Annotated in this window: 24 protein-coding genes; 15 read left to right on the forward strand and 9 right to left on the reverse strand. The window is 34.5% G+C overall.

Annotated features, from left to right (window positions below):
- Positions 1-21 precede the first annotated feature (21 nt).
- The 4 genes from DXU93_RS05980 to DXU93_RS05995 all read left to right on the forward strand — a co-directional run bounded on the left by DXU93_RS05980 (position 22) and on the right by DXU93_RS05995 (position 6,264).
- Positions 22-4,230, forward strand: coding sequence for a T9SS C-terminal target domain-containing protein (locus DXU93_RS05980; protein ID WP_116880369.1), 4,209 nt, complete (start codon positions 22-24; stop codon positions 4,228-4,230).
- A 33-nt stretch (positions 4,231-4,263) separates the two neighbouring features.
- Positions 4,264-5,322: a PorV/PorQ family protein gene (locus DXU93_RS05985; RefSeq protein ID WP_116880370.1), complete on the forward strand. Its 1,059-nt coding sequence runs from the start codon at positions 4,264-4,266 to the stop codon at positions 5,320-5,322.
- Between the two features lie 76 nt (positions 5,323-5,398).
- Positions 5,399-5,872, forward strand: coding sequence for a transcription elongation factor GreA (greA, locus tag DXU93_RS05990; RefSeq protein ID WP_116880371.1), 474 nt, complete (start codon positions 5,399-5,401; stop codon positions 5,870-5,872).
- The gene (locus tag DXU93_RS05995) at positions 5,872-6,264 is read left to right on the forward strand and encodes an HIT family protein (protein ID WP_116880372.1); all 393 of its coding nucleotides are present in this window, start codon (positions 5,872-5,874) and stop codon (positions 6,262-6,264) included. The genes greA and DXU93_RS05995 overlap by 1 nt, the downstream gene beginning before the upstream one ends.
- Positions 6,265-6,267: 3 nt before the next feature.
- Here DXU93_RS05995 and ruvC read toward each other — a convergent pair whose 3' ends face one another.
- A complete protein-coding gene (gene ruvC, locus DXU93_RS06000) occupies positions 6,268-6,837 on the reverse strand; it encodes a crossover junction endodeoxyribonuclease RuvC (RefSeq protein ID WP_116880373.1) in 570 nt (189 codons plus the stop codon).
- A 14-nt stretch (positions 6,838-6,851) separates the two neighbouring features.
- Here ruvC and DXU93_RS06005 point away from each other — a divergent pair, with 14 nt between their 5' ends.
- The gene (locus tag DXU93_RS06005; RefSeq protein ID WP_123776059.1) at positions 6,852-7,793 is read left to right on the forward strand and encodes a lysylphosphatidylglycerol synthase transmembrane domain-containing protein; all 942 of its coding nucleotides are present in this window, start codon (positions 6,852-6,854) and stop codon (positions 7,791-7,793) included.
- The gene (locus tag DXU93_RS06010; protein ID WP_116880375.1) at positions 7,786-8,868 is read left to right on the forward strand and encodes a glycosyltransferase; all 1,083 of its coding nucleotides are present in this window, start codon (positions 7,786-7,788) and stop codon (positions 8,866-8,868) included. The genes DXU93_RS06005 and DXU93_RS06010 overlap by 8 nt, the downstream gene beginning before the upstream one ends.
- Here the strand turns inward: DXU93_RS06010 and DXU93_RS06015 are convergent, their stop codons facing one another.
- Entirely contained in the window at positions 8,869-9,363 is a 495-nt protein-coding gene (locus DXU93_RS06015; RefSeq protein ID WP_116880376.1) for a c-type cytochrome, read from the reverse strand.
- 220 nt (positions 9,364-9,583) lie between these two features.
- Here DXU93_RS06015 and DXU93_RS06020 point away from each other — a divergent pair, with 220 nt between their 5' ends.
- Together DXU93_RS06020 and DXU93_RS06025 are read left to right on the forward strand one after the other, a co-directional pair.
- Positions 9,584-10,021, forward strand: coding sequence for an RrF2 family transcriptional regulator (locus DXU93_RS06020; protein ID WP_116880377.1), 438 nt, complete (start codon positions 9,584-9,586; stop codon positions 10,019-10,021).
- Between the two features lie 268 nt (positions 10,022-10,289).
- Positions 10,290-11,186 (forward strand): tryptophan 2,3-dioxygenase family protein, encoded by an 897-nt coding sequence (locus DXU93_RS06025; protein ID WP_116880378.1) that lies wholly within the window; start codon positions 10,290-10,292, stop codon positions 11,184-11,186.
- Between the two features lie 15 nt (positions 11,187-11,201).
- Here DXU93_RS06025 and DXU93_RS06030 read toward each other — a convergent pair whose 3' ends face one another.
- Positions 11,202-12,611 (reverse strand): TIGR00366 family protein, encoded by a 1,410-nt coding sequence (locus DXU93_RS06030; protein WP_116880379.1) that lies wholly within the window; start codon positions 12,609-12,611, stop codon positions 11,202-11,204.
- A 169-nt stretch (positions 12,612-12,780) separates the two neighbouring features.
- On the opposite strand from DXU93_RS06030, the gene lhgO reads away from it, so the two are divergent.
- Both lhgO and DXU93_RS06040 read left to right on the forward strand, forming a co-directional pair.
- Positions 12,781-14,001: an L-2-hydroxyglutarate oxidase gene (gene lhgO, locus DXU93_RS06035; protein WP_116880380.1), complete on the forward strand. Its 1,221-nt coding sequence runs from the start codon at positions 12,781-12,783 to the stop codon at positions 13,999-14,001.
- Positions 14,002-14,583: 582 nt separating this feature from the next.
- Positions 14,584-15,273, forward strand: a complete 690-nt coding sequence (locus DXU93_RS06040; protein ID WP_165851345.1) for a DUF4294 domain-containing protein — start codon at positions 14,584-14,586, stop codon at positions 15,271-15,273.
- 103 nt (positions 15,274-15,376) lie between these two features.
- Here DXU93_RS06040 and yajC read toward each other — a convergent pair whose 3' ends face one another.
- Genes yajC through DXU93_RS06060 form a run of 4 tightly spaced genes read right to left on the reverse strand, consistent with a single transcriptional unit; the run spans position 15,377 to position 18,159 of the window.
- Positions 15,377-15,664 carry a preprotein translocase subunit YajC gene (gene yajC, locus DXU93_RS06045; protein WP_240623429.1) on the reverse strand — a complete coding sequence of 96 codons (288 nt, stop codon included), beginning with the start codon at positions 15,662-15,664 and terminating at the stop codon, positions 15,377-15,379.
- A gap of 39 nt (positions 15,665-15,703) precedes the next feature.
- Entirely contained in the window at positions 15,704-16,099 is a 396-nt protein-coding gene (locus tag DXU93_RS06050) for a DUF1573 domain-containing protein (RefSeq protein WP_165851346.1), read from the reverse strand.
- A gap of 11 nt (positions 16,100-16,110) precedes the next feature.
- Positions 16,111-17,061 carry a transcription antitermination protein NusB gene (locus DXU93_RS06055; RefSeq protein ID WP_116880383.1) on the reverse strand — a complete coding sequence of 317 codons (951 nt, stop codon included), beginning with the start codon at positions 17,059-17,061 and terminating at the stop codon, positions 16,111-16,113.
- Complete coding sequence (locus tag DXU93_RS06060; RefSeq protein WP_116880384.1) at positions 17,062-18,159, reverse strand: Glu/Leu/Phe/Val dehydrogenase dimerization domain-containing protein; 1,098 nt, start codon at positions 18,157-18,159, stop codon at positions 17,062-17,064.
- A 95-nt stretch (positions 18,160-18,254) separates the two neighbouring features.
- On the opposite strand from DXU93_RS06060, the gene DXU93_RS06065 reads away from it, so the two are divergent.
- The 3 genes from DXU93_RS06065 to DXU93_RS06075 all read left to right on the forward strand — a co-directional run bounded on the left by DXU93_RS06065 (position 18,255) and on the right by DXU93_RS06075 (position 23,412).
- Positions 18,255-20,012: an ABC transporter ATP-binding protein gene (locus tag DXU93_RS06065; protein ID WP_116880385.1), complete on the forward strand. Its 1,758-nt coding sequence runs from the start codon at positions 18,255-18,257 to the stop codon at positions 20,010-20,012.
- Between the two features lie 63 nt (positions 20,013-20,075).
- Positions 20,076-22,856 carry an excinuclease ABC subunit UvrA gene (gene uvrA / locus DXU93_RS06070; RefSeq protein WP_116880386.1) on the forward strand — a complete coding sequence of 927 codons (2,781 nt, stop codon included), beginning with the start codon at positions 20,076-20,078 and terminating at the stop codon, positions 22,854-22,856.
- A gap of 139 nt (positions 22,857-22,995) precedes the next feature.
- Positions 22,996-23,412, forward strand: a complete 417-nt coding sequence (locus DXU93_RS06075) for a hypothetical protein (RefSeq protein WP_123776060.1) — start codon at positions 22,996-22,998, stop codon at positions 23,410-23,412.
- A gap of 37 nt (positions 23,413-23,449) precedes the next feature.
- Here DXU93_RS06075 and DXU93_RS06080 read toward each other — a convergent pair whose 3' ends face one another.
- Both DXU93_RS06080 and DXU93_RS06085 read right to left on the reverse strand, forming a co-directional pair.
- Positions 23,450-24,016, reverse strand: coding sequence for a TlpA family protein disulfide reductase (locus tag DXU93_RS06080; protein ID WP_116880388.1), 567 nt, complete (start codon positions 24,014-24,016; stop codon positions 23,450-23,452).
- 3 nt (positions 24,017-24,019) lie between these two features.
- Positions 24,020-24,385 carry a CoA-binding protein gene (locus DXU93_RS06085; RefSeq protein ID WP_116880389.1) on the reverse strand — a complete coding sequence of 122 codons (366 nt, stop codon included), beginning with the start codon at positions 24,383-24,385 and terminating at the stop codon, positions 24,020-24,022.
- A 200-nt stretch (positions 24,386-24,585) separates the two neighbouring features.
- Here DXU93_RS06085 and DXU93_RS06090 point away from each other — a divergent pair, with 200 nt between their 5' ends.
- The gene (locus DXU93_RS06090) at positions 24,586-25,779 is read left to right on the forward strand and encodes a pyridoxal phosphate-dependent aminotransferase (protein ID WP_116880390.1); all 1,194 of its coding nucleotides are present in this window, start codon (positions 24,586-24,588) and stop codon (positions 25,777-25,779) included.
- Positions 25,779-26,771 (forward strand): bifunctional heptose 7-phosphate kinase/heptose 1-phosphate adenyltransferase, encoded by a 993-nt coding sequence (locus DXU93_RS06095; RefSeq protein WP_116880391.1) that lies wholly within the window; start codon positions 25,779-25,781, stop codon positions 26,769-26,771. Before DXU93_RS06090 ends, DXU93_RS06095 begins: the two co-directional genes overlap by 1 nt.
- The last annotated feature ends 113 nt before the right edge of the window (positions 26,772-26,884 follow it).

A 26,884-nucleotide genomic window follows, 5' to 3' on the forward strand; every position in this document is an offset into this window, starting at 1 on the left:
TAGAGTAAAAACAGTAAGATTATGAGATTATTATTATTAGTATTAATTGGTGTTAGTTTCACATTTGGAACGAATGCCGCACTAGATCCGACTGCTGATTACGGCAAGTCAAAGCCTTTAGGTGGAGGTCAGGATTACAATAAAGCTAATTGTCCCCCATCAGATGGACTTTTATATATGGACTTTAACGACGTTGAAGCCCTCGTTGAGGTTGGTGGGTCGTTATGGCAAGATCGTCAAGCTGGAGCTGCTTCTTACGAAGTACCAGTTGGAGGTGGAAACCATGTTCTTTTCTCTGGTTCTATTTGGATGGGGGGAGTTGACGTAAATGGTCAATTGAAACTAGCCGCTGTGTTGTTTAGAACAAGTGGAAATGATTTCTGGGGTGGACCTTTATCTGTTGTACCTGGAAGTGGAAACTATGACCCAAGTCAACCTGTAGGAGATAATTCAATTCGTCCTTTTGGTTTAGGTACGATTGATCCAGAAACTTGTATTGAGTATGATAAGTTTTTCCCTATAGCAAAATCAGAGGTAATTAATTTTACACTTAGACATGAGTGTAGTATTGATCCAAATTGTACTGATCCTTCTCAATATCCTTTAACAAATGACGCTATTGAAAGAATTAATAACTGGCCAGCTCATGGTGATGATGTTGTTAAAAAGCAAGATTATTATTTAGCTCCTTTCTATGATTACCCTTCTCAAGGTGGTTCAGGAGATGGTACATATGATCCATCTCAAGGTGATGTTCCTTGGTTCGATGATATTCTTGGTAGAGATGATGTTAATTGTGGTATCGATAGACGTGTTACTTTATTCGGTGATAAAACTAACTGGTGGGTATTTAATGATAAAGGAAACATTCACACAGAAACAGGTGGTGATCCGATTGGTATGGAAATTCGTGCTCAAGCATTCTCTTTCGCTACGAATGATGAAGTGAATAGAATGACATTCTACAACTATGAAATGATTAATCGTAGTTCTACAACACTTGAAGACACTTACTTCTCTCAATATGCAGATGCAGATATAGGTTTTGCTGAAGATGATTATGTAGGTTGTGATGTTTCTAGAGGTTTAGGTTATGCTTATAATGGTGATAACACTGATGAAGGTGGAAATGGTGCACCTGGATATGGTGATAATCCACCTGCAGTAGGTATTGACTTCTTTGAAGGACCGTATCAAGATGCTGATAATATTGATAACGTTGGTCCAAGATTGGTGACTGCACCTGATGGAACAACTGAATATGTTACGCCAACTGTGAATGAAGCGATTGCCGGTAAAGGTATTGTATACGAAGGTATTGGTATTGGTTATTCTGATGGTATCATCGATAATGAGCGTTTCGGAATGCGTAGATTTAACTATTTCGATAGAGGAGACCTTGGTACTCCTTCTACTGATGACCCTAGTAGTCCTTCTGATTTTTATAATTATATGACAGGATTCTGGAAAGATAATTCAGCATTTATCTATGGTGGTAAAGGGTACACTGGTACTCCTGGTGCTGTAGAAGGTGTTCCTGCTGATTACTGTTACCCTGGAGATACAGATCCATTACACTTCGGAACTCGAGGTCAAGATATGGGATGGGATTGGTCAGAGTTAGACGTTGATGGTAACGGTACTTCAAATCCTATTGGAGATAGACGTTTCTTACAATCTGCTGGACCATTTACATTAACTCCTGGTGCAGTAAATAACTTAACTGTTGGTGTTGTTTATGGACGTTCTTATGATGGAAATTCTTTCGCATCAGTTGAGGCGTTAAGAAAAAATGATACTAAAGCACAAGCTTTATTTGATAACTGTTTCGAAATACTTGATCCACCATCTGCTCCGATTTTAGAAATCGTTGAATTAGAGAATGAATTAGTATTGATGATTGATAATCCATTCGGAAATAATGTAAATGAAGAGTATGCAGAAGAAGATAATATTAATATCGTTGACCCATTAGATGGTTCGGAAATTGATAAAGTGTACAACTTTGAAGGTTATCAAATTTATCAAATGGTAGATGACGAAGCAGGTGTTTCTGATATTGGTCTAACAGATAAAGCACGTTTAGTTGCACAATGTGATATTGAAAATGATATTGATCGTATTATTAACTTTGAATTTGATGAAGAATTAGGTTTCTCTAAACCAGAGTTGAAAGTAGATGGTCAGAATCAAGGTATTCGTCACTCATTCCAAATTACGGAAGATCAGTTTACAGGTAACGCACTTGTAAACCACAAGACATACTATTATATTGCAATTGCCTATGCTCACAATGAGTTTAAAAAGTATGATCCAACAGACCCACAACTATTAGATGGTCAAACAATGCCTTATATTAGTTCTCGTTTGTCAGCTGATGGAAGTGCAATTAAGGCTACAGTTGGTATTCCTCACTCTCCACAACCTCGTTTTGATGGAACAATAGTGAACCTACCTTATGGTTCTTCTCCAGAAATTACAACTTTAGATGGTAAAGGAAATGGTAACAGAGTTATTGACTTAACTCAAGCGACCGAAGACTTTATCGTAGCAAATGGTTCAGTAGATACTCCTACTTACCAACAAGGTAAGGGACCAATCGATGTTAAAGTTGTTGATCCATTAAATTTAGTAGATGGTTACTTTATGTTGGAGTTTGTTGATTACAACTCAAACTTGATTGATACAGCTAGTTGGACAATTAAGAGATACGATTCAAAAGGAGGTAATTTGATTGAAGAAGTATCATCAAATAGAACAATTGAGTTTAAGAATGAACAATTAATTCCTGAATGGGGACTTTCTGTAGCGATCTACCAAGATAATTACCCTTGTGCTCAAGGAACAGAAAACTGTAACTTTAGAGATCGAATTGCGAAGCCAATAGAAACAACTCTTGAATTTGCAGATAGTTCGAAGAGATGGTTATCAGGTGTTTCTGATGTTGATACATACACACCTTTTAACTGGATAGCTTCAGGTGATTACACAACAACAGATTGTAATGAAGCCCTTGGTTTAAATAATCCATGTTGTTATTTAGATTTAGTAGGGGTAGATCCTGATAAAGAATTTGCTTCTATCTTTAGTGGTACTGTTACATTAGGACAATTGGCTAGAAGAAACGATTGTGGATTTATGCCTATCGGTATTCCAAATGTAAATGGAATCGACGAAGGTTCATTTAGTTCTATTGAAAAGACACAAATGCCTTCAGTGTATCAAACAAGTGTTGATATTGTGATTACACAAGATAAATCTAAATGGACTAGATGTCCAGTAATTGAGTTAGGTAGTGATGAAAATCTAAATATCAATGGTGGTTTAGCTGGTTTATTACGTCAGAGTCCATCTATAGATAAGAATGGAAATCAAGTTGGTGACCCTGGATACAATGCTTCTGAGGCGAATCCAAATGGAACAACTGCTGTAGGAATGGGATGGTTCCCTGGTTATGCAATCGATGTTGAAACAGGTCGTAGATTAAATATGGCTTATGGGGAGAATTCATTCTTAGTTGGTGAGAACGGTGCAGATATGATTTGGAATCCAACATCAAATCTTGTAAACTCAACAGGAAGCCCATTATTTGGTGGTCAACATGTTGTTTACGTATTTGGAAACGAAGATCAAGAGATTCCTAACTATGATGAAGGTGAGTTTATTTATAATAAATTAGCTTCAGAAGATGAAGATGATTATAAAGATGTATATGGTGGATTATCATGGGTAATAAACCCAACCCTTGCTGAAGATGCTGAATTATTATCTACAGATGTACGAATGAGAATCAGAATCAACAAAGAGTACGCTGAATATGCACAATCTAATGCATTTGGCGGAAGACCAACTTACGAATGGAACATGGATGGATTTAGAACAATTAAGAATGACGAAGAAACTCTTGCAGATGCTTTAGATATGATTAATGTTGTTCCTAACCCATACTATGCTTATTCAGATTACGAATTAGGTAGACTTGATACACGTGTTAAGATTACAAACTTACCAGAGCGTTGTAAAGTTAGAATTTACAATACTTCAGGTAAATTAATCAGAGCTTATGATAAAGATAGTCCGATTACTTCTATTGATTGGGACTTGAAAAATGATGATAATATCTCAGTTGCTGGTGGAGTTTATTTAATTCATGTTGATGTTGAAGGAATTGGAGAGAGAGTAGTTAAATTCTTCGGTGGTCTAAGACAAACAGATTTAGAGAACTTATAAGTAATAGAAACTTAACTTTAGTAAACAATGAATATGTTAAAAACGATAATAAAAGGTTCAATGATTGTGGGAGCTCTGGCTATGAGCTTCCCAACATTAGCCGGAAACGAAGATCGAATCGGTTCAGCAGGTGCTAGTGAAATGTTAGTTAATCCATGGGCTCGTTCTACTGCTTTCGGAAGTGCAGGAGTAGCATCTACGGATGGTTTAGAAGCGCAATTTGCTAATATTGCTGGTTTAGCCTTTACTGATCAAACACAAATTAAATTTAACTATACTAACTGGTTAGGTGATGCCGGAATTTCTTTAAATTCTGCTGGTATTGCTCAGCGTGTGGGAGATCAAACAGTTATTGCATTGTCTCTTCAAGCTTATGGATATGGTGATATTGATATTACAACGGTTGATCTTCCAGAAGGAGGTATAGGTCAATTTAGTCCAAGGAAAAATATTATTAATATTGGTTTTGCTAGAGAATTTTCGAATTCTATTTATGCAGGATTAAATGTTAAAGTATTGAATGAAAACATTGCAAACCTTAAAGCCACAGGAGTTGCATTTGATGCCGGTATCCGTTATGTTACAGGTGAACAAGACCAAATTAAATTTGGTATTACGTTGAAAAATGTTGGTACACCAATGAGTTTCACAGGAGATGGACTTTCTAAGGAAATTCTTTACCAAACAACTGGTGGAGTAGCTACAATGGTGCAACGTTCAGCTTCTTTTGAAATGCCTTCTTTATTAGCTATGGGGTTCTCTTATGACTTTATCTTTGATGAGTCAAGTAAGTTGACTGCAGCCGCAGCATTTCACGCTAATTCATTTACAAATGACCAATTTAATATTGGTTTAGATTATGGTATGGCTTATGATAAAGCAGCATTTAATATAAGAGCTGGATTTGTTGGTGAAAAAGCAATTTTTAACCGTGAAGAATCTACAAACAGTTTAACTGGTTTAACAGCAGGTGTATCTGTTGATGCTTTATTAGGTGAAAATGCTATTCCACTTGGTTTTGAATATGCAATGCGTACTTCTAACCCATTTGGAATTATTAATACTTTTGGTGTTACTCTTAGTTTGAAGTAAACTAAAATTTCATTATATTTGTATAAGCGAGAGGGTCTTTTGGCCCTCTTGTTTTTTGTTTATCAATTATTTTATTATGTCAAAGATTAATTATTATACTGAAGAAGGGCTGAAAAAGCTGAAGGATCAATTGTACGATATGGAAACAGTACAACGTCCTAAAATCTCAGAACAAATATCAGAAGCAAGAGATAAAGGTGATTTATCTGAAAATGCAGAATACGATGCTGCAAAAGAAGCTCAAGGACTTTTGGAAATGCGAATTTCTAAATTGAAAGACGTAATTTCTAATGCTAGATTGATTGATGAGTCAGAAATGGATTCTTCCAAAGCATTAATTCTTTCTAATGTTAAGATAAAAAACTTAGGAAATAATGCTGAAGTAACTTATACCTTGGTAGCAGAAAACGAAGCAAACTTAAAAGAAAAGAAAATTTCAGTAGACTCTCCAATTGGAAAAGGTCTACTTGGAAAATCTTTAGGTGATATCGCTGACATAGAAACACCACGTGGAATTATTCAATTTGAAATATTAGAAATCACAAGATAATGAGTACAGTATTTAGTAAAATCGTAAACGGTGAAATTCCAGCATTCAAAGTAGCAGAAAACGATGAGTTTCTTGCGTTTTTAGATGTTCAACCTATTGTTAAAGGTCATGTTCTAGTTATTCCTAAAAAGACGGTCGATTATATTTTTGATATAGAAGACGATTTGTTAGGGCGCTTCATTAATTTTGCTAAATCAGTTTCAAAGAAAATGGACCTGGCTTTTGATTGTAAAAGAATCGGAATGTCCGTGATTGGACTTGAAGTACCTCACGCTCATATCCACCTAATGCCGATTAATGGTATTGGCGATATGGATTTCAATAAAGATAAACTACATTTAGAAAAAGAAGAAATGGAAGCAATCGCTCAAAAGATTGTAGAAGCTAAATAGAATTTATTTCTTTTTAGGACTTTTATTCCTTTCCGTATTTTGATTAATGAAAGCCTTCCAATTGGAGGCTTTTGTTTTATTATGTTCTCCTACGCCTTTAGAATAGTGATGACATATTGCGGCTGCTAAACCGTCCGTTGCATCTAATTGTTTTGGAATTTCCTTTAGCCCCAACAAACTTTGTATCATTAAAGCCACTTGCTCCTTACTGGCAGAACCTTTTCCAGTAATTGCTTGCTTGATTCTTCTCGGGGCATATTCTTCAAATGGAACATCTCTCGATAAGGATGCTGCTATACAAACACCTTGTGCACGTCCTAATTTTAACATCGATTGAACATTTTTCCCAAAGAATGGAGCCTCAATGGCCATTTCATCAGGTCTATATTCCTGAATCAATCCATCAACACGGTCAAAAATCCTTTTTAGTTTATCTGGGTGTGTCGCCAATTTTGCCAATTGAATAACACCATAAGTAACCAAAGTCATTTTATTTCTTTTAATATGAATGATTCCATATCCCATTACCGTTGTTCCAGGATCAATTCCAAGAATTATTTTATCTTCAACCATTATTAATTGTAAGTGTGATTAAAAATATAAAGGTACAAAAGTCTTTGGTGTGGTTGTTAAAACTTCTACTCTTTATGCTTGTGTTGTATTTCTTTGTTCAACAAGTATTGAAGATTGACGAAATAGATTTAACTAGACTCAAAATAAGTTCATTTGTATCACTATTCATTGTGGTTTGCTTAATGCCTTTAAATTGGGGATTAGAACTCCTTAAATGGAAGAAAATATTAGATGTTAATTTATTAAAGTATTCTTTTCTAAAACTGATTAGATCTTTGTTTTCTGGGGTCGCAACTGGACTTGTTACTCCAAATAGATTGGGTAATTTTATTGGAAGAGTTTTGTTCTTCAAGGGGAAGTCCCGTGGTATGCTTGTCATGGGAACATTATATAGTAATTTTTCACAGTTCCTTGTTACCTTATCATTTGGAACAATTGGTTTTATTATGATTAAACCAATGCTTAACGATGTCTTTCTTCGATATGCAACTTATTCCTTGATCAGTGTTTTGTTTTTTTCAATGTTACTTTACCACATTTTTCCAATTCTTCCAGGTACAAGTTTTAAATTGATTGATAAAAAGTTGAATTTACTGAGTACATTCCAACAACAAGCAAAGCTAATTTCATTACAATTAATAGGATTGAGTATTTTTAGATTTATAGTGTTCACTTTGCAATATGTTTTGTTACTTGTTGCATTTGGCACCCCTTTTTCATTGGATATTGTTTTTGCTATTCTTTTGGTTTACTTGATTAGCACAATTACGCCCAGTTTGCTATTTGGTAAGTTATTCATTCGTGAATCTGCATCTCTACTTATTTTAGGTCTGTATATTGAAAATGAATTAAAAATTATAGTTGTTTCTCTTTTACTATGGTTAATTAATATTGGTTTACCTTCATTAACGGGGTTGGTATTCTTATTAAAAGAAAAATACTTGCGACATGATTGAGTTCTATATCATTTTTCTTGTTTCTAGTCTTTTTGTATTTGGTGTTATTAAGATATATGGATTTCTTACAAATGACAAAACGAAACCATTGATTAAACTTGAAGAGCTAACAGTAGTTATACCAGTTCGTAATGAGAGTAATCATTTGAATAGACTTTTTTCTTCAATTTTAGCCCAAAACAATCGTCCTGAAGAAATCATTTTTGTAAATGATCATTCTACAGACCAATCGGTTGAACTCATCAATTCATTCATCCAGGAAAATAATATAGGGAAATTAATTGAATTAAATTCAAAGGTTTTTGGAAAGAAAGAAGCAATTGCTCTTGCCATTCAAGAATCTAAATCGCGATTTGTTTTAACACTTGATGCAGATGTTTATTTCTCACAGCATTACTTTTATACATTAGAATATTTGCCACAAAACACCTTGATAGGTCTTCCTGTAGTGATGAAAGGAAACACATTCTTGAGTAAAATATTCTCAGTAGAATACAACTTCTTTAATGGGTTTAATTATTGGATATCGAAAGTTCACCCTATTTCAATTAGTGGAGCCAATTTATTATTTGATACGACAAAAGTAAATTATGCACAGCAATTAGAACACCACAAAAGTATAGCTTCAGGTGATGATTATTTTTTACTTAAAGAGGTGAAGAAAAATATTGCTGATGTTTATTTTAGTCAACAAGATTCTCTTTCAGTGTATACGGATTCACCTAAATCAATAAAAGATTATGTGGCGCAACGTGTTCGGTGGCTAAGTAAAACGAAGTCTCAATTGAATATTCCTGAGTTTATAATTGGAATTTTTATTCTTGTTTATTTACTAGGAGGAATATGTGCACTTTTCATTTCGGTCACAAATGGACAATGGGGGCTTTTGCTTGCGATCCTTATTTTACGATTTCTATTCGATACTATAATCACTTTAAATTATAGAACAATTAAAGCATCTAGAACAACTCTACTTTTATTGCCATTTTTTCAATTGATTTACCCTTTTCTTTTCTTACTTGTGACAATCTCTTCATTCATTTATCAGCCAAAATGGAAAGGACGTAAAGTATGATTACAACGATCGAATATACTCTAAGATAGCGCGTGCTTCCTCTTTATTTATGCCTTGATTGGTCATTTGAGAACCACTATATTCAATGTAAAGGTCTTTTGCCAGCGGATCTTTTTCAACCATAACATCAGGATTCATGATCATATTCATTGTCCACTCAGGAGTTCTACGATCTAAAATGCCTTTCAACGCTGGTCCAATAAATCTGCGGTCTACTTTATGGCAAGCTGTACAGTTGTTTTCAAATAATTCGGCTCCTTCTTTCACCATTTTGTCATCAATTGTTTCAGCCAGTACAACTTCTTTCACTGGTCCAATACCTTTATTCTCTAGATCTACACGTTGGGAAGCAGGAGTAACTTCATCTTTTTTTGATACCTCTTTTGTTGCATGATTTGGATTAACAGCCTCTACTTTTTCAGGATTTGAATCTCCATTACAACTTGAGAAAGTTAATGACAAAGCTGTGGCTGCGAGAATGAATTGACTTTTCATGGTATTTTATATTAAGATTTAAATATGCTTCAAATTTAATGATAGCTCCTGTGTTTATAACTATGTATGAATGTTTTTTTACTCATATTTTTGTCTCTTTAACACTTCTAGAAATATTTAATAAATTTAAGGTCAGGATTAGATATGATAGATTTATTGATTTAAATATGTATCTTAGTTAATATTACTAATTTATTTTGTCTAAATTTAAGAGTATTTTATGTTTTCAAAAGCTAGTGAATACGGAATAAAAGCCGCTATTTTAATTTCAAATAATTCATTGGTGAGTGAAGAAAAGATTGGTGTTAAGCAAATTGCTGAAGAAATTGATTCTCCTGAAGCTTTTACTGCAAAGATACTTCAAACACTTACCAAAAGTAACATTATCAACTCATCCAAAGGGCCTTACGGGGGATTCTATATTCCAAAAGATAGGCTAAATGAAATCAAGCTTTCTCAAATCGTAAGCGCGATTGATGGCGATAGAATTTTTACAGGTTGCGCCCTAGGCTTAACGCAATGTAACGCCAATAAGCCTTGTCCTTTGCATAATGACTTTATAGATATACGCAATCAACTTTCTGAAATGATGATTAAAACCTCACTTTTAGATTTGGCAAATGGTCTTGATTCTGGACTCACATTTCTCAAAAGATAAATTGAACCCCATAATTTTTAAGTGATAAAGTTTTTAATTTTAAACATTTCGAAATTTGGTCGTCATTTATATAGTCTCCTAAAGATAGTACGCCAAGTTTTGCATCATCATTTTAAGGTAGTGAAGATCAAATTAGTTTGGAGAAATAAAAAAAAGAGATCTTTTCCAACAAATTCTAAATTCATTTTTACTACCTTATTAAAGGATTGATTAAAGTTGTTATTTTAGCATATTCAGGAAATATGTTATCTAAATTGTTAGTAGGATCATGAGTGAAGAGAATAAAACAAAAGACTTAATTGAAAAGCTTGTCAAAAAGTATGAAGATTTAGGAGAAAACCCTAATACATATTTGGAAGGACTATTGCAAGCTACGCCAATCTCTTATTGGGATTATATTGAGGTTGACACCCTTTTCTCTTTGCAAAAACCGCGAACAAATTTTAAAGATGAGAAGATTTTCATAATGTATCATCAAGTAACCGAATTGGTCTTAGGAATGATGCTTCATGAACTTGAACAATTAGTAGAAGAAGATTTGAGTGATAAGATTTGGATTGATAAAGTTAACCGACTAAACAGATATACTTCAATGCTTATTACTTCTTTTAGTGTAATGAGTCATGGTATGAATTATGATGATTACAACATTTTCCGTAAAACTCTAGCTCCTGCAAGTGGATTCCAAAGTGTTTCTTTTAGGTATATCGAATTGTATTGTACCCAATTGAAGAATCTCCTAAATGAAAAAGGGAGAGAGCGAATCAATGATAATCCAAAAACTGAAGATTATTTCGAACATTTATATTGGAAAGACGCAGGGTATAATAGGAAAACCGGAAAAAAGACATTGACATTACGCATGTTTGAGGAAAAATATGAAGCTGAGTTAATCGATAAAGCAAACGAAATGAAAGGAAGAACCCTGCAAGAAAAGTTTGCTAAAATGGATAATCCTTCGGCTGAATTGGTTGCAATTCTAAAAGAGTTTGATCAATTGTATAACGTAAAGTGGCCAATGGTTCACCTAGAAACGGCTCAACACTATTTAGATAAAAAAGGAGAGAATAAAGCCGCTACTGGTGGAAGTGAATGGAAGAAATACCTACATCCTAAGTTTCAACAACGAAAGTTCTTTCCAGAGATTTGGGAAGAGGAAGAATAATCTTTTTTCAACTATTTAAAAAAGCATTAATCCTACACTAAATATAATTACTCCGACAATGAATAGGAGAAATGTATAGGGTAGCAATTGATGTGGCTTGAGTTGTGTAATCCCCAATAAAGGCAAAGCCCAAAAAGGTTGTAACATGTTGGTGAGTTGATCTCCGTATGCCATCGCCATTATCGTTTTAGGTAAATCTGCTCCAATTTGCTGTGCTGTTTCCAAAATGATAGGTCCTTGAATGGCCCATTGACCGCCACCACTAGGTACAAAAAAGTTGATTACTCCAGCACTGATGAATGTAAATATTGGTAAGGTGAATTCGTTAGCAATTGATGTAATAGACTCCGAAAATAAAATAATTAAACCACTACTTTTCATTAAGGCCAAGATTCCGAAATAAAAAGGAAATTGTATAAGGATCCCAGATATATCTCCAATTGCATTCTGAAGTGCTTTGGTGAAATTTTGTATCGTTTGGTGTAGGGTTAAGGATAATCCTAAGAAAATGAGATTAATAAAGTTTAGCTGAATAAATCCTAAACTACTGTTTCCTTCATAGGATATAGCTTTATAAAAACCAACCATCAAAATGCTAATTCCTAAGCCTATGCCGAGTATTTTACTGTAATCTAATTTTTCTGCGCCTTTAACATTTGATATTATTTCAGAAGTTGTTTCATTAATTGGTGTCTTGAATTTTGGAACTGATTCTAAGTTTGTTTTTTTAGCCAACCAATACAAAAATAGAGGTACAATAATTAGACAAGCTAAGGTTAACACGATATTCATTGTTGAACCTATCGTACTTTCGAATGGAATAGCGTTGGGGAATTCACCAACAATATTCATTTGTTGCGTCATTTCAGGAATGTAGCCTGCTTCCATGGATTTTGTAGTAGCACTTCCAGAAAGACCGCCATGCCAAATCATCATGGTAACATAACCTGAAGCTGCAATTAATCCATAATTGAGCGCTTTGTTTTCAAGGGCAAATTTCTCACCTATTTTTCGTGCGATGATGGCACCAAAAATAAGACCCAAGCCCCAATTGATGAGTCCTAACGCAATTGCACCAAAAGAAACTATAAAAGCACTTGAGGCTGTAGAGTTACAATATTTTAATAGTGATTGTATTAGTCGGTCAATAATTGGAGTTAAAGCCAAAATGTGACCCAAAACGAGAATGAGCATCATTTGAAAGGCAAAATACAAACCGCCTCCTGAGTGGTCCCAAAGGCCAGCTTCCCAATCTCCAATGAGTTTTAAGAAATAATCACCATGAGTAATTGTTGAAGGCTTAGTGAAAAATTGAGCAATCAATAAAGTAATTAGGGTGAGAATAATAGCAATGGTAAAAGGACTTGGAAGTATTTTTTTAAATAGCTCAATAACCTTACTTGAATATTTTTCAGATTTGTTCATGATTTCATTTTCGAAGTCTGCTCGACGCTCAAAACTAATGAAAAATTACATTTACTTCAATAAGAATCAACCTTTCCTATTGTCTCTTGGTGTTAATTAATGTTTGACTTTAGACATTTAGATTTCTAGGCATTCACATTTTTGTTACTTTTGCAGAAAATTATTTCACGTGGAAAATCAAGTATACGACATCGCAATTATCGGAGGAGGAATCGTTGGAGCAGCAACGTTTTACAAGCTTCAAAAACGTAACCCAGAATTAAATATTATTTTAATTGAAAAGGAGAATCGTTTTGCGGATCACCAAACTGGTAATAATTCTGGTGTAATTCACTCAGGATTGTACTATAAACCAGGATCCTTAAAAGCTGAAAATTGTGTAAAAGGTCGTCATGAATTGGTTCAATTTGCAAAGGACAACAAAGTACCTCATGATGTTTGTGGTAAAGTTGTAGTGGCAACAAAAGAAAGTGAATTGCCATTTATGAACAAGATTTTCGATAACGGAATTGCCAATAACACTGAAGGGATTGAAAAAATTTCTGCTGAAGAAGTAAAAGACCACGAACCTTATGTTGAGGGTATTGGTGGGATTTGGGTTCCTTGTACTGGAATTATCGATTACAGAAACGCCACTGAAAAAATGGTTGCCAATGCAGAAGGTTTAAACACCAATTCAAAAACTGTCCTTGGTGAAGAGGTGATCGGTGTTGAAAAACACGATGATTACTCAACTGTTGTTGGCGCAACTCAAAAGTTTAACGCTAAACATTTGATTTTCTGTGCTGGATTGCAAGCAGACCGTTTAGCAAGAAAAGATGGAGTTGACTTAAAAGAACAAGTGGTTGGTTTTAGAGGAGACTATTATGAGTTGACTGACCAAGCAAAACATAAAGTAAAGAATTTAATTTACCCTGTTCCAAATCCAGATTTTCCATTCTTAGGTGTACATTTTACGCGTATGACAGATGGAGAAACAGAATGTGGACCAAATGCTGTTTTTACATTCAAACGTGAAGGTTATGGTAAAACAGATTTCAATATGAAAGATACTTTTGATGCTTTGTCTTACGGAGGAACGTGGAAGTTATTCTTCAATAATATGAAGTTTGGAATTGATGAATACCGTAGAGCATTCTCGAAAAAATTATTCCTAAAAACACTACAAGGTTTAATTCCTTCTTTGGAAATGGATGATTTGCGTGTTGGTCGATCAGGAGTTAGGGCTTTGCTTTTAGGTCAAGATGGAGACACCCGAGATGATTTTAGAATAGAATACCACGGACATTCAATTCACGTGTTAAACGCTCCTTCACCAGCTGCCACAGCATCTTTGGCTATTGGTGGACAAATCGCTGAAAAAGCTGAACAACATTTTGCGTTGAAATAGGATTGGTAATTTAAAAATGTAGAACTAAAAATGAAAAATTGTGTTCGACTATTTTTCATTTAATTCGTAATTCATCAATTCGTACATCGTAATTATTCAGATTTCTCTAGTATTGTTGCTATTCGAAATGATTTCGTTTTGGGAACGATACAAACCAAACAAGCCCGTAATTTCGATAGAACGCAGTGACTGAGAAATCTTTTATTTAATAATATAAAACGAATATTACCCAAAACATTCAACGCTATTTAAGGAAGTACATTCCTCAATACTTATTACCTTGTTCAATACTGCTTTTCCGCCCTGAAGGGGCAGCTCTTGACAAACTGAGGCATCGCCTCAGTTAGCAAGAGGAATAAGTTCAACCTCGCCCTAAAAGGGCAGCTAAAAAATAACACAAACGCATACCGCTTTTCACAAAGAGAATCATCAGCATTTGACTAACCAGATTTCTCCAACATAGAGGGATAATGAATTGACTGAGGGTGTTCTATTTACTTTTTTCCATTCTTCATTCTTCATTTTTAAGTTAATGGCAAAATATTTGCTTACCTTATAACGTTAAGAAAAAAGATGAATGCAATGAGAACTATTCAGATCTTAAAATCGAAGTTTTACATGCTTTTGCTGCTTGTATTGTTTTCAATACCACAGACCTTTGCGCAAACCAATGAAGTCGACAGCAGTTATGCAGATTCTGTGATTCGTAGACTCCAAGTTTATGATTCTTTTGATGTGCCACATGATTTTAATCAACAATATCGATACTATTTGAGAAGAGCCAAAAGGGTTTATCCTTTAGCTTTAGAAGCAGCTAGGGTGATTGATTCCTTAGATCAAGCCTTGGAAGACGTGACGAAAAACAGAAAGGAAAGACGTATGATGCGCAAAGCACATAAATCTCTTAAAGATGATTTTAAATTTCTATTAAAGGACCTTTATGTTTCCGAAGGAATTGTTTTGACAAAGTTGATTTATCGTGAAACAGGAATGACAGTTACAGAAATCATTTCCAAATATAAAAGTGGAATGCAAGCTTCTCTTTATACCGGCTTGGCAACACTTTTTGATCAAGATCTAGATGCAAGCTATAAACCAAACACAGAAGATTTTGTGTTAGAATGTGTCATTCAAGATTTTAAAAGTGGAAAAGTTGATTTTGATCCTAACTTTGAAACGATGAGTAAGGAAGAGTATAAAAAGGAGAAAAAAGAATATAAAAAACGTAAAAAGAGAAATAAAAAGAAAATCAAAGCAAAGAGAGAAAAATAATCCCTATTAAAATTTTGACACCAAAAAAAGCCTGATCTTATTCATAAGACCAGGCTTTTTTATTCATTTTGAATCCGAAAATCTTCAGATATAAAATATAAGTTTATTTGTTTACTTGTGCCAATTGTTGTTCGTCAGCACCTGTAGAAACAGCAGATTTTTCAACACGGATTTTTGAACTACCTTCACAGCTCAATAAAATGTTTGTATCTCCAATCTCTAATACTTTTCCATGAATTCCACCGATTGTAACTACTTTGTCACCAACAGCTAAACTCTCACGGAATTTTTTCAACTCTTTTTGTTTTTTCATTTGTGGACGTATCATAAACAAATAAAATACTCCCAAAATAAGTAGTAACATCACTAATTGCATTCCACCTTCACCCATAACTTAATTGTTTAATTATTGTTTTTATTCAAATTTGATTTAATCTAAAACTGTTGCTTGAATAGAAATTACAGTTCTAGATGGTCGCGTATTTGCAGAAATAGAAATTGGCTTATTAATACGTCCTTTTCCTGTTTTATCAGTATCAACAGTTGCAACTACAGTAGTAGTTTCACCTGGCTGAATAGCATCTTCATCAAATTCAGACACTGTACATGCACACGATGCTGAAACATTGGCAATCATTAAGGGATAGTCTCCAGTATTTTTTACCTCAATTTTAGCTTCTATGATTTCTCCTTTCGCAACAGACCCTGCATTGTAAACTTCCTCAACTTCGATAGTTGTATATTGTCCAACTTGAGCTTCTGTTTTTTCTTCACCACATGCGAAAAGAACAAAAGAAAGAACTGATATTAAAAAAGCGTTTTTCATCATTCTCATTTTTACTTCATTAGTCCACGACCCATTTTCTTAATTTCACCTTGACTTTCAAGTTTTGAAATTGCTTTGTCTAATACTCCATTAATAAATAAATTACTTTTTGGAGTACTATAGAATTTTGATATTTCTATATATTCATTCAACGTAACCTTTGTTGGAATATTGCTAAATGTTTTCAATTCTGTAATGGCTAATTCCATCAATAGAACATCCATCTTTGCAATACGATCAAGTTCCCAGTTTTGTGTTAAACTGTCAATTAATTCTAGATTTTCAGGTCTAGTTTTAATCGCTTGTCTCAACAAATCTGTAATGAAGTCTTCTTCATCATCATTTGGCTTGTACAACGGAAGAATCGCATTGTCATCACTGTCCTCTTTAAAACTTTTGATGGTTTTAATAACCATAGAACAGGCTAAATCGATGTCGTCAACCCAATACACACTTTTTTCCTCTAAAAAGTCAAAAAGGTGAGGGAAGTTAGCAATTTCATATTTAAACAATTGAACCAAAAACTGTTTGTCTTCTTCAAATCCTTCGTTTCCATTGTTCATGTACTCGAAGTAAACCTCAGATTGACAGATGTTGATGTACATTTTACGCATCAACTCTTGTCTATCATCACCTATCCAGTTGGCCTTAAGGTCTTCCGATTGATGACGTAACTCTGCGTTTTCTTCAAGAAATTGAATGATTTTGTTGTCAATGAATTTCATGTTTGGATTGATATCCTCATCCTTTGGCAACATTTTCTTTTTATTCTCTTCTACTCGGTGCTCTCCCTTTAATTTCAATTCTGGGAAAATCATAAGCAATGAAATGTACAGTTCATACATTTGATCCACTGCTTTGAGTAGTTCTTTTTTTGCCCACAAAAACTCCTTATCCTCATGTTGAGAAAAAGCGTAAAGTGTTTGTAGAACTTTAATTCTTAAGTGTCTTCTGTTTAACATCTAGAAAGGTAATTTAACTTTACCAACTGCTTCAATTCTTTCTTCTGCTATTTTGTTTGCAATTGCATAAGCAGGAGTATTCTCATCTGAAGAACGTTGAATAATTTGGTGAACAGTATCATAAATTCCTTCGGCTTTTTGTAATGCCCAAGCTGGAGTATTGTTCGTTACCTCAGCATAAACGTTAATTACACCTCCAGCATTTACAACAAAGTCTGGCGCGTAAATCATACCTTTATCAAGTACAGCTTGACCATGCTTCACTTCGTCAGCCAATTGGTTGTTTGCAGAACCAGCAATGATAGAACATTTCAAACGAGAAAGTGTGTCGTCATTTACTGTAGCGCCTAAAGCACAAGGAGCATAAATATCCATGTCGATGTCATAAATTTCATCTAATCCAACAACTTTAGCTCCGTGTTCGTTAGAAACACGTTTCAACAAGTCTTGGTCAATATCAGAAATATAAACTTCAGCATTCTCTTCACAAAGGTGTTTTACAAGGTATTCACCTACGTGACCAACTCCCTGAACAGCAACTTTCTTTCCTGCTAAACTATCGTTTCCGAATTGTTTTTTAGCACAAGCTTTCATTCCTACATAAGTTCCTAATGCAGTAATTGGTGATGGATCTCCACTTTTTCCAGGTAATCCTGCAACGTGATCAGTTTCCATATTTACCCATGTCATATCCAATGGTGAAATCCCAACATCTTCTGCAGTGATATATTTTCCTGCTAAGCTGTTTACGAATTTTCCAAATCTACGGAACAAAGCTTCAGATTTCATCGTTTTTGAATCTCCGATGATTACTGCTTTTCCTCCTCCTAGGTTTAATCCTGAGATAGAATTCTTATAGGTCATTCCACGAGACAAACGTAAAACGTCATTTAATGCCTCAATTTCATTGTTGTACATCCACATTCTTGTTCCTCCTAATGCTGGTCCAAGTGTCGTGTTGTGTACAGCGATAATCGCCTTCAATCCAGTTGCATTGTCATTACAAAACAATAGTTGCTCGTGATTGTATTCACTCATTGCTGCAATGACTGGATTTTCAACCAAATCTTCAGCGGTTATTTTTCTTGTTTCTATCATTGTATTATGCTTTTTTATACTTCATATAAAATCAAATGGCTACTTTTGTAAAACAAAAAATGCGCATTCGTTGTGCAAAAATAGGAAATTAATAGATGAAGTCTCTAAGCTATCTCAACAAATATTTTTTTAAGTATAAATGGCGCCTTTTACTAGGTGTTTTGTTTATCATTGGTTCGCATTTTCTTTATGTTAATATGCCTTTGATTGTAGGTCATGCGGTAGAGCAATTTAAAGTGGGTATTGACCCTGATCACTGGTTTAAATTCGCATTCACTCTTGGAGGAACTTATATCTTATTGTCTATTGGAAAAGGAGTATTTCTTTTCTTTCAAAGACAAACAATTATTGTTGTCTCAAGGTTTATTGAATACGATTTGAAAAATGAGATTTATGAACAGTATCAGCGTCTCTCTTACAACTTTTATAAGCAAAATAATACGGGTGATTTGATGAATCGAATTTCTGAAGACGTCTCTTATGTTCGACAATATCTAGGACCTGGTGTAATGTATACTTTGAGTACTTCGGTTTTATTTATTTTATGTTTGATTTTTATGCTTGATATTAGCCCCGAATTAACACTTTACGTGCTGATTCCGTTGCCAATTATGACTTTTATTATTTATAAAGTTTCAAGTATTGTCAATAAACAAAGTATTGAAGTCCAAAAACAACAGTCTAAAGTTTCTACTCATGTTCAAGAATCGTTTTCAGGGATAACAGTATTAAAAGCATATGGAGCAGAACAGAAATTTCAAGAAGAATTTAACGTCGATGTAAAGGAATATCTTCGTCGTCATATGGCTTTGGTGAAAACTAACGCATTCTTTATGCCAACCATTACTTTCTTAATCGGAATCAGTACTATTTTAACCATTTATTATGGTGGAATTCTATCATTCGAAACGCAAAACAATCTAACTACAGGAAATATTGTAGAGTTTATCTTTTATGTCAACATGCTAACTTGGCCTTTTGCTAGTGTTGGTTGGGTAACTTCAATGATTCAGCGTGCTGCGGCTTCACAAGAAAGAATTAATGAGTTTTTGAGTCAAGAACCGGAAGTTAAAAACACCAGTCAAGCACCTTTCGATTTCAAAGGAAAGATTGAGTTTAAAAACGTAAGTTATACTTATCCTTCTTCTGGAATTCAGGCTGTGAAAGATCTAAGTTTTACCATAAACAAAGGTGAAACGTTGGCTATTTTGGGAAGAACTGGTTGTGGTAAATCAAGCGTCATAAATTTATTGATGCGCCAATTTGATCCGACTTCTGGAACTGTAGAAATAGATGGAGAAAATATACAATCGATTAATGTGAATGATTATAGGAAACAGGCAGGAGTAGTGCCACAAGGTGTATTCTTGTTTTCTGATTCTATTCGCAATAATGTACGTTTTGGATTAGCAGCCAACCAAGAGGCAACGGAAGAAGATATTATTGATGTGCTCAAAACAACTTATGTTTGGCATAATATAAAAGACTTTAAACAAGGATTAGATACTGTTTTAGGAGAACGTGGTGTTAATCTCAGTGGTGGACAAAAACAAAGAATTAGTATTGCCCGTGCATTGATTAGAAAACCAAAACTGCTGATTTTTGACGATTGTTTGTCTGCAGTAGATACTGAAACAGAAGAAATTATTCTCAATAATCTTGATGAAACACTCAAAGAATCGACGTCATTGATTGTAAGTCATCGTGTGTCTTCCATTCGAAATGCAGATCGTATTCTTGTTATTGAAAATGGAGGTAAAATAGAAGAAGGTACTCACGATGAACTTTTAGCGCTTGATGGTGTTTACTCTGAAATTTACAATAAGCAATTGCTGGAAGAACAGGAAGAATAATTGATGGTCCGGTAGCAAACGGAAGATTATTCGTAATTGACAATACGTAATTCGTAATTAAAAATGAGGATAGAATATATTCATATAAAAGGAGCAAAAGAACACAATCTTAAAGGTGTTGAAGTCAAAATTCCACATGGGAAAATGACGGTGATTACTGGTTTGTCTGGTTCTGGAAAATCTTCTTTGGCTTTTGATACTTTGTATGCAGAAGGTCAACGCCGATATATTGAAAGTTTATCTGCCTATGCCCGTCAATTTCTTGGGAAATTAGATAAACCAAGTGTTGATTTTATTAAAGGTGTAGCACCAGCAATAGCTATTCAACAAAAAGTGACTTCGACAAATCCCAGATCAACGGTAGGAACAGTTACGGAAATATATGATTACCTAAAAGTTCTTTTTGCCCGTGTTGGAAAAACTTATTCGCCAATAAGCGGTAATGAAGTAAAAAAACACGACGTTACTGATGTTGTGAATTTGATCAATTCGAGGGAAGAAGGAGAAAAGTTTATGGTACTTGCTCCTGTTGAAAATTATGAAAGATATGGCTTAGAGCGTCAATTCAATATTTTTAAAGAACAAGGTTTTTCACGTGTTCGAATTGATGATGAGGTAATGCGACTTGATCAAGCAATTGAAAACTTACCTAAGAAAATCAAAAAGTTAGAAATTGTAATTGACCGATTAGGAGTAAGACATGAGGATGAAGATCACCAATCAAGAATTGCCGATTCAGTTCAATTGAGTTTTGCAGAAGGAAATGGTTCTTGTTTAATTTTCTTCCCAAAGTCTAATGAAATCATTCCTTTTTCGAATCGATTTGAATTAGATGGGATGCAATTCGCAGAGCCCAATTTACACTTCTTTACATTCAATAATCCTTATGGTGCCTGTGATACTTGTGAAGGTTTTGGTTCCGTTATTGGAGTTGATGAAGATTTGGTGATTCCTGATCGTTCTAAATCATTGTATGACTTTGCTGTTTTACCGTGGAAAGGAGAAAAGATGAGCCGCTATTTAGATCAATTTATCGCTCAATCAGCTTCAATTAACTTTCCTATTCATCGTCCAATAAAAGACTTGACGGATAAAGAATACGATATTCTTTGGAATGGAAAAGGGAAAATCGAAGGAATCAATCACTTTTTTGAATATTTAAATACCAAGAAATATAAAATCCATGTACGTGTGATGTTGGCACGTTACAGAGGTAAAACGAAATGTCCAGATTGCCAGGGAACACGTTTAAGGAAAGATGCTAATTATGTAAAAGTAGGAGGGAAGAACATTTCTGAAATGATATTAACCTCCATTGAAGATAATTTAGAGTTCTTTCGAAATATAAAGTTGGATGCACAACAATTGGAAATCGGAAAGAGAGTTCTAGAAGAAATTCAAAGTCGCTTAAATTGGTTGAATGAAGTTGGATTAGGCTATTTGACCTTAAATCGTCAGGCGAATACTTTGTCTGGAGGAGAGTCTCAACGTATTAATTTGGCAACATCGCTAGGAAGTAGTTTGGTAGGATCTATGTATATTTTAGATGAGCCAAGTATAGGGTTGCATCCCAAAGATATCGAGCGATTAGTAGGTGTTTTACAAGAATTAAAAGCCTTAGGAAACACGGTGATTATTGTTGAGCATGAGGAAGCAATTATGAAAGCTGCCGATGAAATCCTAGATATTGGACCTTTAGCGGGAATTAATGGTGGTGAATTGGTTTTTCAAGGAACACATAAGGAACTCATCAATGCAAAAAGAAGTTTAACAGCAGATTATTTGACAGGAAGAAAAGAAATTCCTGTTCCAAAACAAAGAAGAAAACTTAAAGACGCCATTCATATAATAGAAGCGTCGGAAAACAATTTAAAGAAGATTAGTGTCAAAGTTCCCTTGCATGGAATGGTTTGCGTAACTGGAGTCAGTGGTTCAGGTAAATCAACTTTGATTAAGAATATACTTTATCCAGCACTGGCTAAAAAGTTAGGAATACACGGTAATCCAATAGGAAAACACACAGAAATAACTGGTGATTTTTCTCAAGTTGAAGCCATTGAGTTTATTGATCAAAATCCAATTGGAAGGTCTTCAAGAAGTAATCCTGTAACTTATGTCAAAGCTTTTGATGAAATCAGAACATTGTATTCTCGATTGAAACTAGCGAAGATGAGAAATTTGAAGCCTGGTTACTTTAGTTTTAACGTTCCTGGAGGGCGATGTGAAGTCTGTGAAGGAGAGGGTTTGATTACTGTTTCTATGCAATTTATGGCCGACATTCAATTGACATGTGAAACTTGTAACGGTGGAAGATACAAAGATGATGCTTTAGAAATTAAATACGAAGGTAAGTCAATCGCTGATTTATTGGACATGGATATTGCTGAGGCACTTGACTTTTTTAAAGCACAAAATGGAACTTTAGAAAAGAAAATAGTTGATAAAATTCAGCCGCTTGTAGATGTAGGTTTGGGTTATTTAACGATGGGGCAATCTTCTTCAACTTTATCGGGAGGTGAAGCCCAAAGAATTAAGCTTGCTTCCTTTTTGGTGAAGGCAAAGAATCCAACGAAGACGCTATTTATTTTCGACGAACCTACCACAGGACTGCATTTTGATGATGTCAATAAGCTTTTGATTTCATTGAATCGATTAATTGAGATAGGTCATTCTGTTATCATAATCGAGCACGATATGGATGTAGTGAAAAATGCTGATTGGGTAATTGATTTAGGACCAGAAGGTGGTGTAAATGGCGGTCAATTAATGGGACAGGGAACTCCAGAGGATTTAGTGAAAATCAAAGAAAGTTTTACAGGGAAGTACCTTAGAGAAAAACTGTAGTTGATGATTGCAATAATAATTCGACTCTAAAGGAAGCTTGTTGGAATTTTATTGCATTGATTTTAGATTAATTTTGTACATTGGTCACTCAGTAATATTTTAAAGTCCAAAATTGATAACAAACACAATGAAAAATAAAATGAAATATATTTTACCAATTTTAAGTGTATTATTCGTTCTAACAGCATGTTCTAAATATGAAGAAGGTCCAGCCTTTTCTTTGTTAACTAAAAAATCTAGAATTACTGGAGATTGGAAAACAGAGCGAAAAATTGATAAAGAAGGTGATGAGGAATTCTATTATACGGATCAAACGATTAGAATTTTAAAAACTGGAGAATATGAAGTTCACCAAAATAAAGACATTGTTATCGACGGTGAATGGGAGTTTGCAAATGATAACAATGATTTCAGAATCACTTACGAACTTGATGAAAATGAAAATAGCGAAGAAGTTCTAAATATCGAGGAATTTGAAATTATCCGATTGAAAAGTACTGAACTGTGGTTGAAAGACATCTATGGAGTGACGATAAAATATGTTCCTGCAATGTAATTCTTTTTGCCAAAAAATTTTTTTTGAAAGAGCTGACTTAATTGTTTAGCTCTTTTATTTTTTTAAGTACATTCTCACTATACCAATCATGGGCGCCAACTTCTTCCATAATGATTTTTCCATTTTGGTCGAGCAGGTAAGTGGTTGGTAAACTATTTGAGTCAAATTCTTTAGGGTAATTGCTCAAGGGTACGTAAACCGGGAAGTCATATTGTTTTTCCTCTAAAAACTGATTTAACTTTTCTGGTTTTTCATTGCTGATAAAGAAAAATGCTAAATCATCACCGAAATGATTGTAGAGCTTTTGTAAAGATGGCATTTCGGCTACACAAGGAGGGCACCAAGTTGCCCAAAGATTTACAATCGTGACTTTCCCTTTAGCAGAGGAGAAATTACTTTGTTTTCCCTCCATATCTAAAAGTACCCAATCAAAAGAGTTAACTTCTATTTGTTCTTCTTTTGATAGTTCAGATGGTGCTCCCGCAAACAAGCGCTGTATGGAAGACATCACAACCATTCTTATACTAGGAATGAAAAGTAAACCGATAAAAGCCATAAAAAGAATGTCCCATTTCCTTTTTTTTGCCCATGCCTTCAATTTCATAGCTTAAAATCTATTTGTACTCAATAAAACTAATGTGCACGCGATTTCTGTTTCAATTCCATTTTGAGCTAAAAGCTTTTCAAATTCTGGGTTTTCAGTTCCTGGGTTAAAAATGACACGTTGCGGCTTTAAATCGATGATTTTATCATAAAATCCATCTTGATTCTTAGCGGAAAGATAGAGTGTAACCGTATGAATATCTTCATCCTTAGGGAATACTTTGTGAATTGGAGTCCCGTTGATTTCTCCTTCGCGATTTCCGAATGCAACTACAGGAACATTGTGTTGCTGCAACATTCTTACGGCTTTATAAGCATATCGAACTGGTTTTTCACTGGCTCCAATAACTAATGTTTTCTTTGTTTTCATAAAAGCAAAGATAGGAAAAGCTATGGATGAAAAAGCATAGCAAAAACATTAATAATGTTAATTCTATTTGGATTTAAAATACAAGGAGTTAATTAGCTTTCGACTTTTCGATTCTTTACTTTTCAACCATTCTTTAGCCAAAGGAAAGGAAAAGCCTAAAAAAGTTTTAAATTTGTCAACTGAATCAATAATTAAGATTAATGCTACAATTGTCAGATCGTTTGTTATCAATGGAAGAATCAGCTACATTAGCGATGTCTCGTAAAAGTCGTGAATTAAAAAGTCAAGGCTTGGACATCATCTCATTGAGTTTAGGAGAGCCAGATTTTCATACACCTGATTTCATCAAAGAAGCAGCTGTGGAAGCAATGAATCAAAATTTTACAACTTATACTCCTGTTGCGGGTTATGATGAATTGAGACAAGCCATTGCAGATAAATTTAAACGTGATAACGGATTGCATTATGATAAAGAGCAAATTGTTGTTTCAACTGGAGCCAAACAATCTATTGCGAATTTAATGATGAGTTTGATCAACCCGGGAGATGAGGTTTTGATTCCTGCTCCGTATTGGGTTTCTTATATTGAAATCGTAAAAGTAGCAGGTGGAGTTCCTGTTATCGTTGAATCTTCTATTGAAACTGATTTTAAAGTAAGTGGTTCAGCAATTCAAGCAAATATTACAGATAAAACCAAAGCAATCATATTTTCATCTCCTTGTAATCCAACTGGGTCTGTTTATTCGAAGGAAGAGTTGAAAGATATTGCGAGTGCGTTCAAAAATCATAAAGACATTACAATTATTTCTGATGAAATATATGAACATATAAATTTCAAAGGAAATCATGAAAGTATTGCTCAATTTGAAGAAGTGTTTGACCAAACAGTAACGATTAACGGAATGTCGAAAGCTTGGGCAATGACAGGATGGCGAATTGGTTATATTGGAGCTCCACGTAAAATTGCAGATGCTTGCGCTAAAATGCAAGGTCAGTCAACAAGTGGGGCAAACGCAATAGCACAACAAGCTTCTATCGCTGCTTTGAAAAAAGATCCCTCTTTTTTGAAAGATATGTTGGCGGCCTTTAAAAAGCGTAGAACTTTAGTATTGGAAGCACTTCAAGCAATTGAAGGTGTTAAAGTAAATGAACCAGAAGGAGCGTTTTACTTTTTTCCAGATATCTCTAGCTTCTTTGGTAAATCATTTGAAGGAGAAAAAATTAATGACGCAAATGATCTTTCAATGTTTTTGCTTAAAGAAAGTCAAGTAGCTGTAGTAACTGGAGAGGCATTTGGTGATCCAAATTGTATCCGTATTTCTTATGCAACCGACGAGGCGACATTAACTGAAGCGATGAACCGTATTAGAATAGCTTTACAAAAATTGAAATAATGACATTGGAAAAACTTTTTGAGGAGTTTAAGACAAAAAAAATAATTGTTTTAGGTGATGTGATGATTGATGCTTATCTATCCGGTAAGGTTGATCGTGTAAGTCCAGAAGCTCCTGTACCAATTATTAACTTTTCAAAAAGTGAGGACCGTTTAGGTGGTGCTGCAAATGTAGCATTAAACTTAATCAGTCTAGGTGCTAATGTTGTCATGAGTACTGTTATCGGAAAAGACAAAGAAGCAGAAACAATGCTACGATTGATGGAGGATCAGTCTATTTCAACTTCTGGAATAATTCGTTCAGATGAAAGACAAACTACCGTGAAAACGCGTGTGATAGGGAATCATCAACAGTTGTTGCGCATCGATCAAGAACAAACAGATGATATCTCAACTGCTGAAGAAGATGCTTTATTGAAAGATTTAGAAGATTTACTTAAGTCTGGTTGTGACGCATTAATTTTTCAAGATTACAATAAGGGGGTTTTGACTTCGAGATTGATAGAAGAAGTAATTAAATTAACCAAAAAATATAAGGTACCGACATCAGTTGATCCTAAACAAAAGAATTTTCTGGCCTACAAAGGGGTGACTTTATTTAAGCCCAATTTGAAAGAATTAAGTGAAGGAATTCAACAGAAAATTGACTTTGCGAATGACCGTAGTCAATTTGAGTATGCGGTGAAAGAATTAAAATCAATAATTCATCCAGAGATCATTTTTACGACCCTAAGTGAACATGGGGTTTTTATTGAGGATGAAAACAATCAATATTATATTCCAGCCCATAAAAGAATGATTTCGGATGTGTCTGGAGCAGGTGACACAGTGATCAGTGTTGCTACGTTGTGTTTAGCGGTAGGAACCTCAATAGAAACTTTGGCTTCGATGGCAAATCTCGCTGGAGGAATTGTTTGTGAATACCGTGGAGTTGTTGCTATTGACGCTGATGATCTACTTCAAGAAGCCCTTAAAATAGATGTAAAATGTTAAGCGATTTTAGAGAAAAGGTCAATTTAAGCCTTTATAATTCTAAAAATTACGTCACTTCTTTATTCAGGTGGTTACATGTTATTGTTGCCCTGTCGATGGTGGGAGTTTTGATC

The sequence above is a fragment of the Brumimicrobium aurantiacum genome (assembly GCF_003402975.1).
GTDB lineage: Bacteria > Bacteroidota > Bacteroidia > Flavobacteriales_D > Crocinitomicaceae > Brumimicrobium > Brumimicrobium aurantiacum.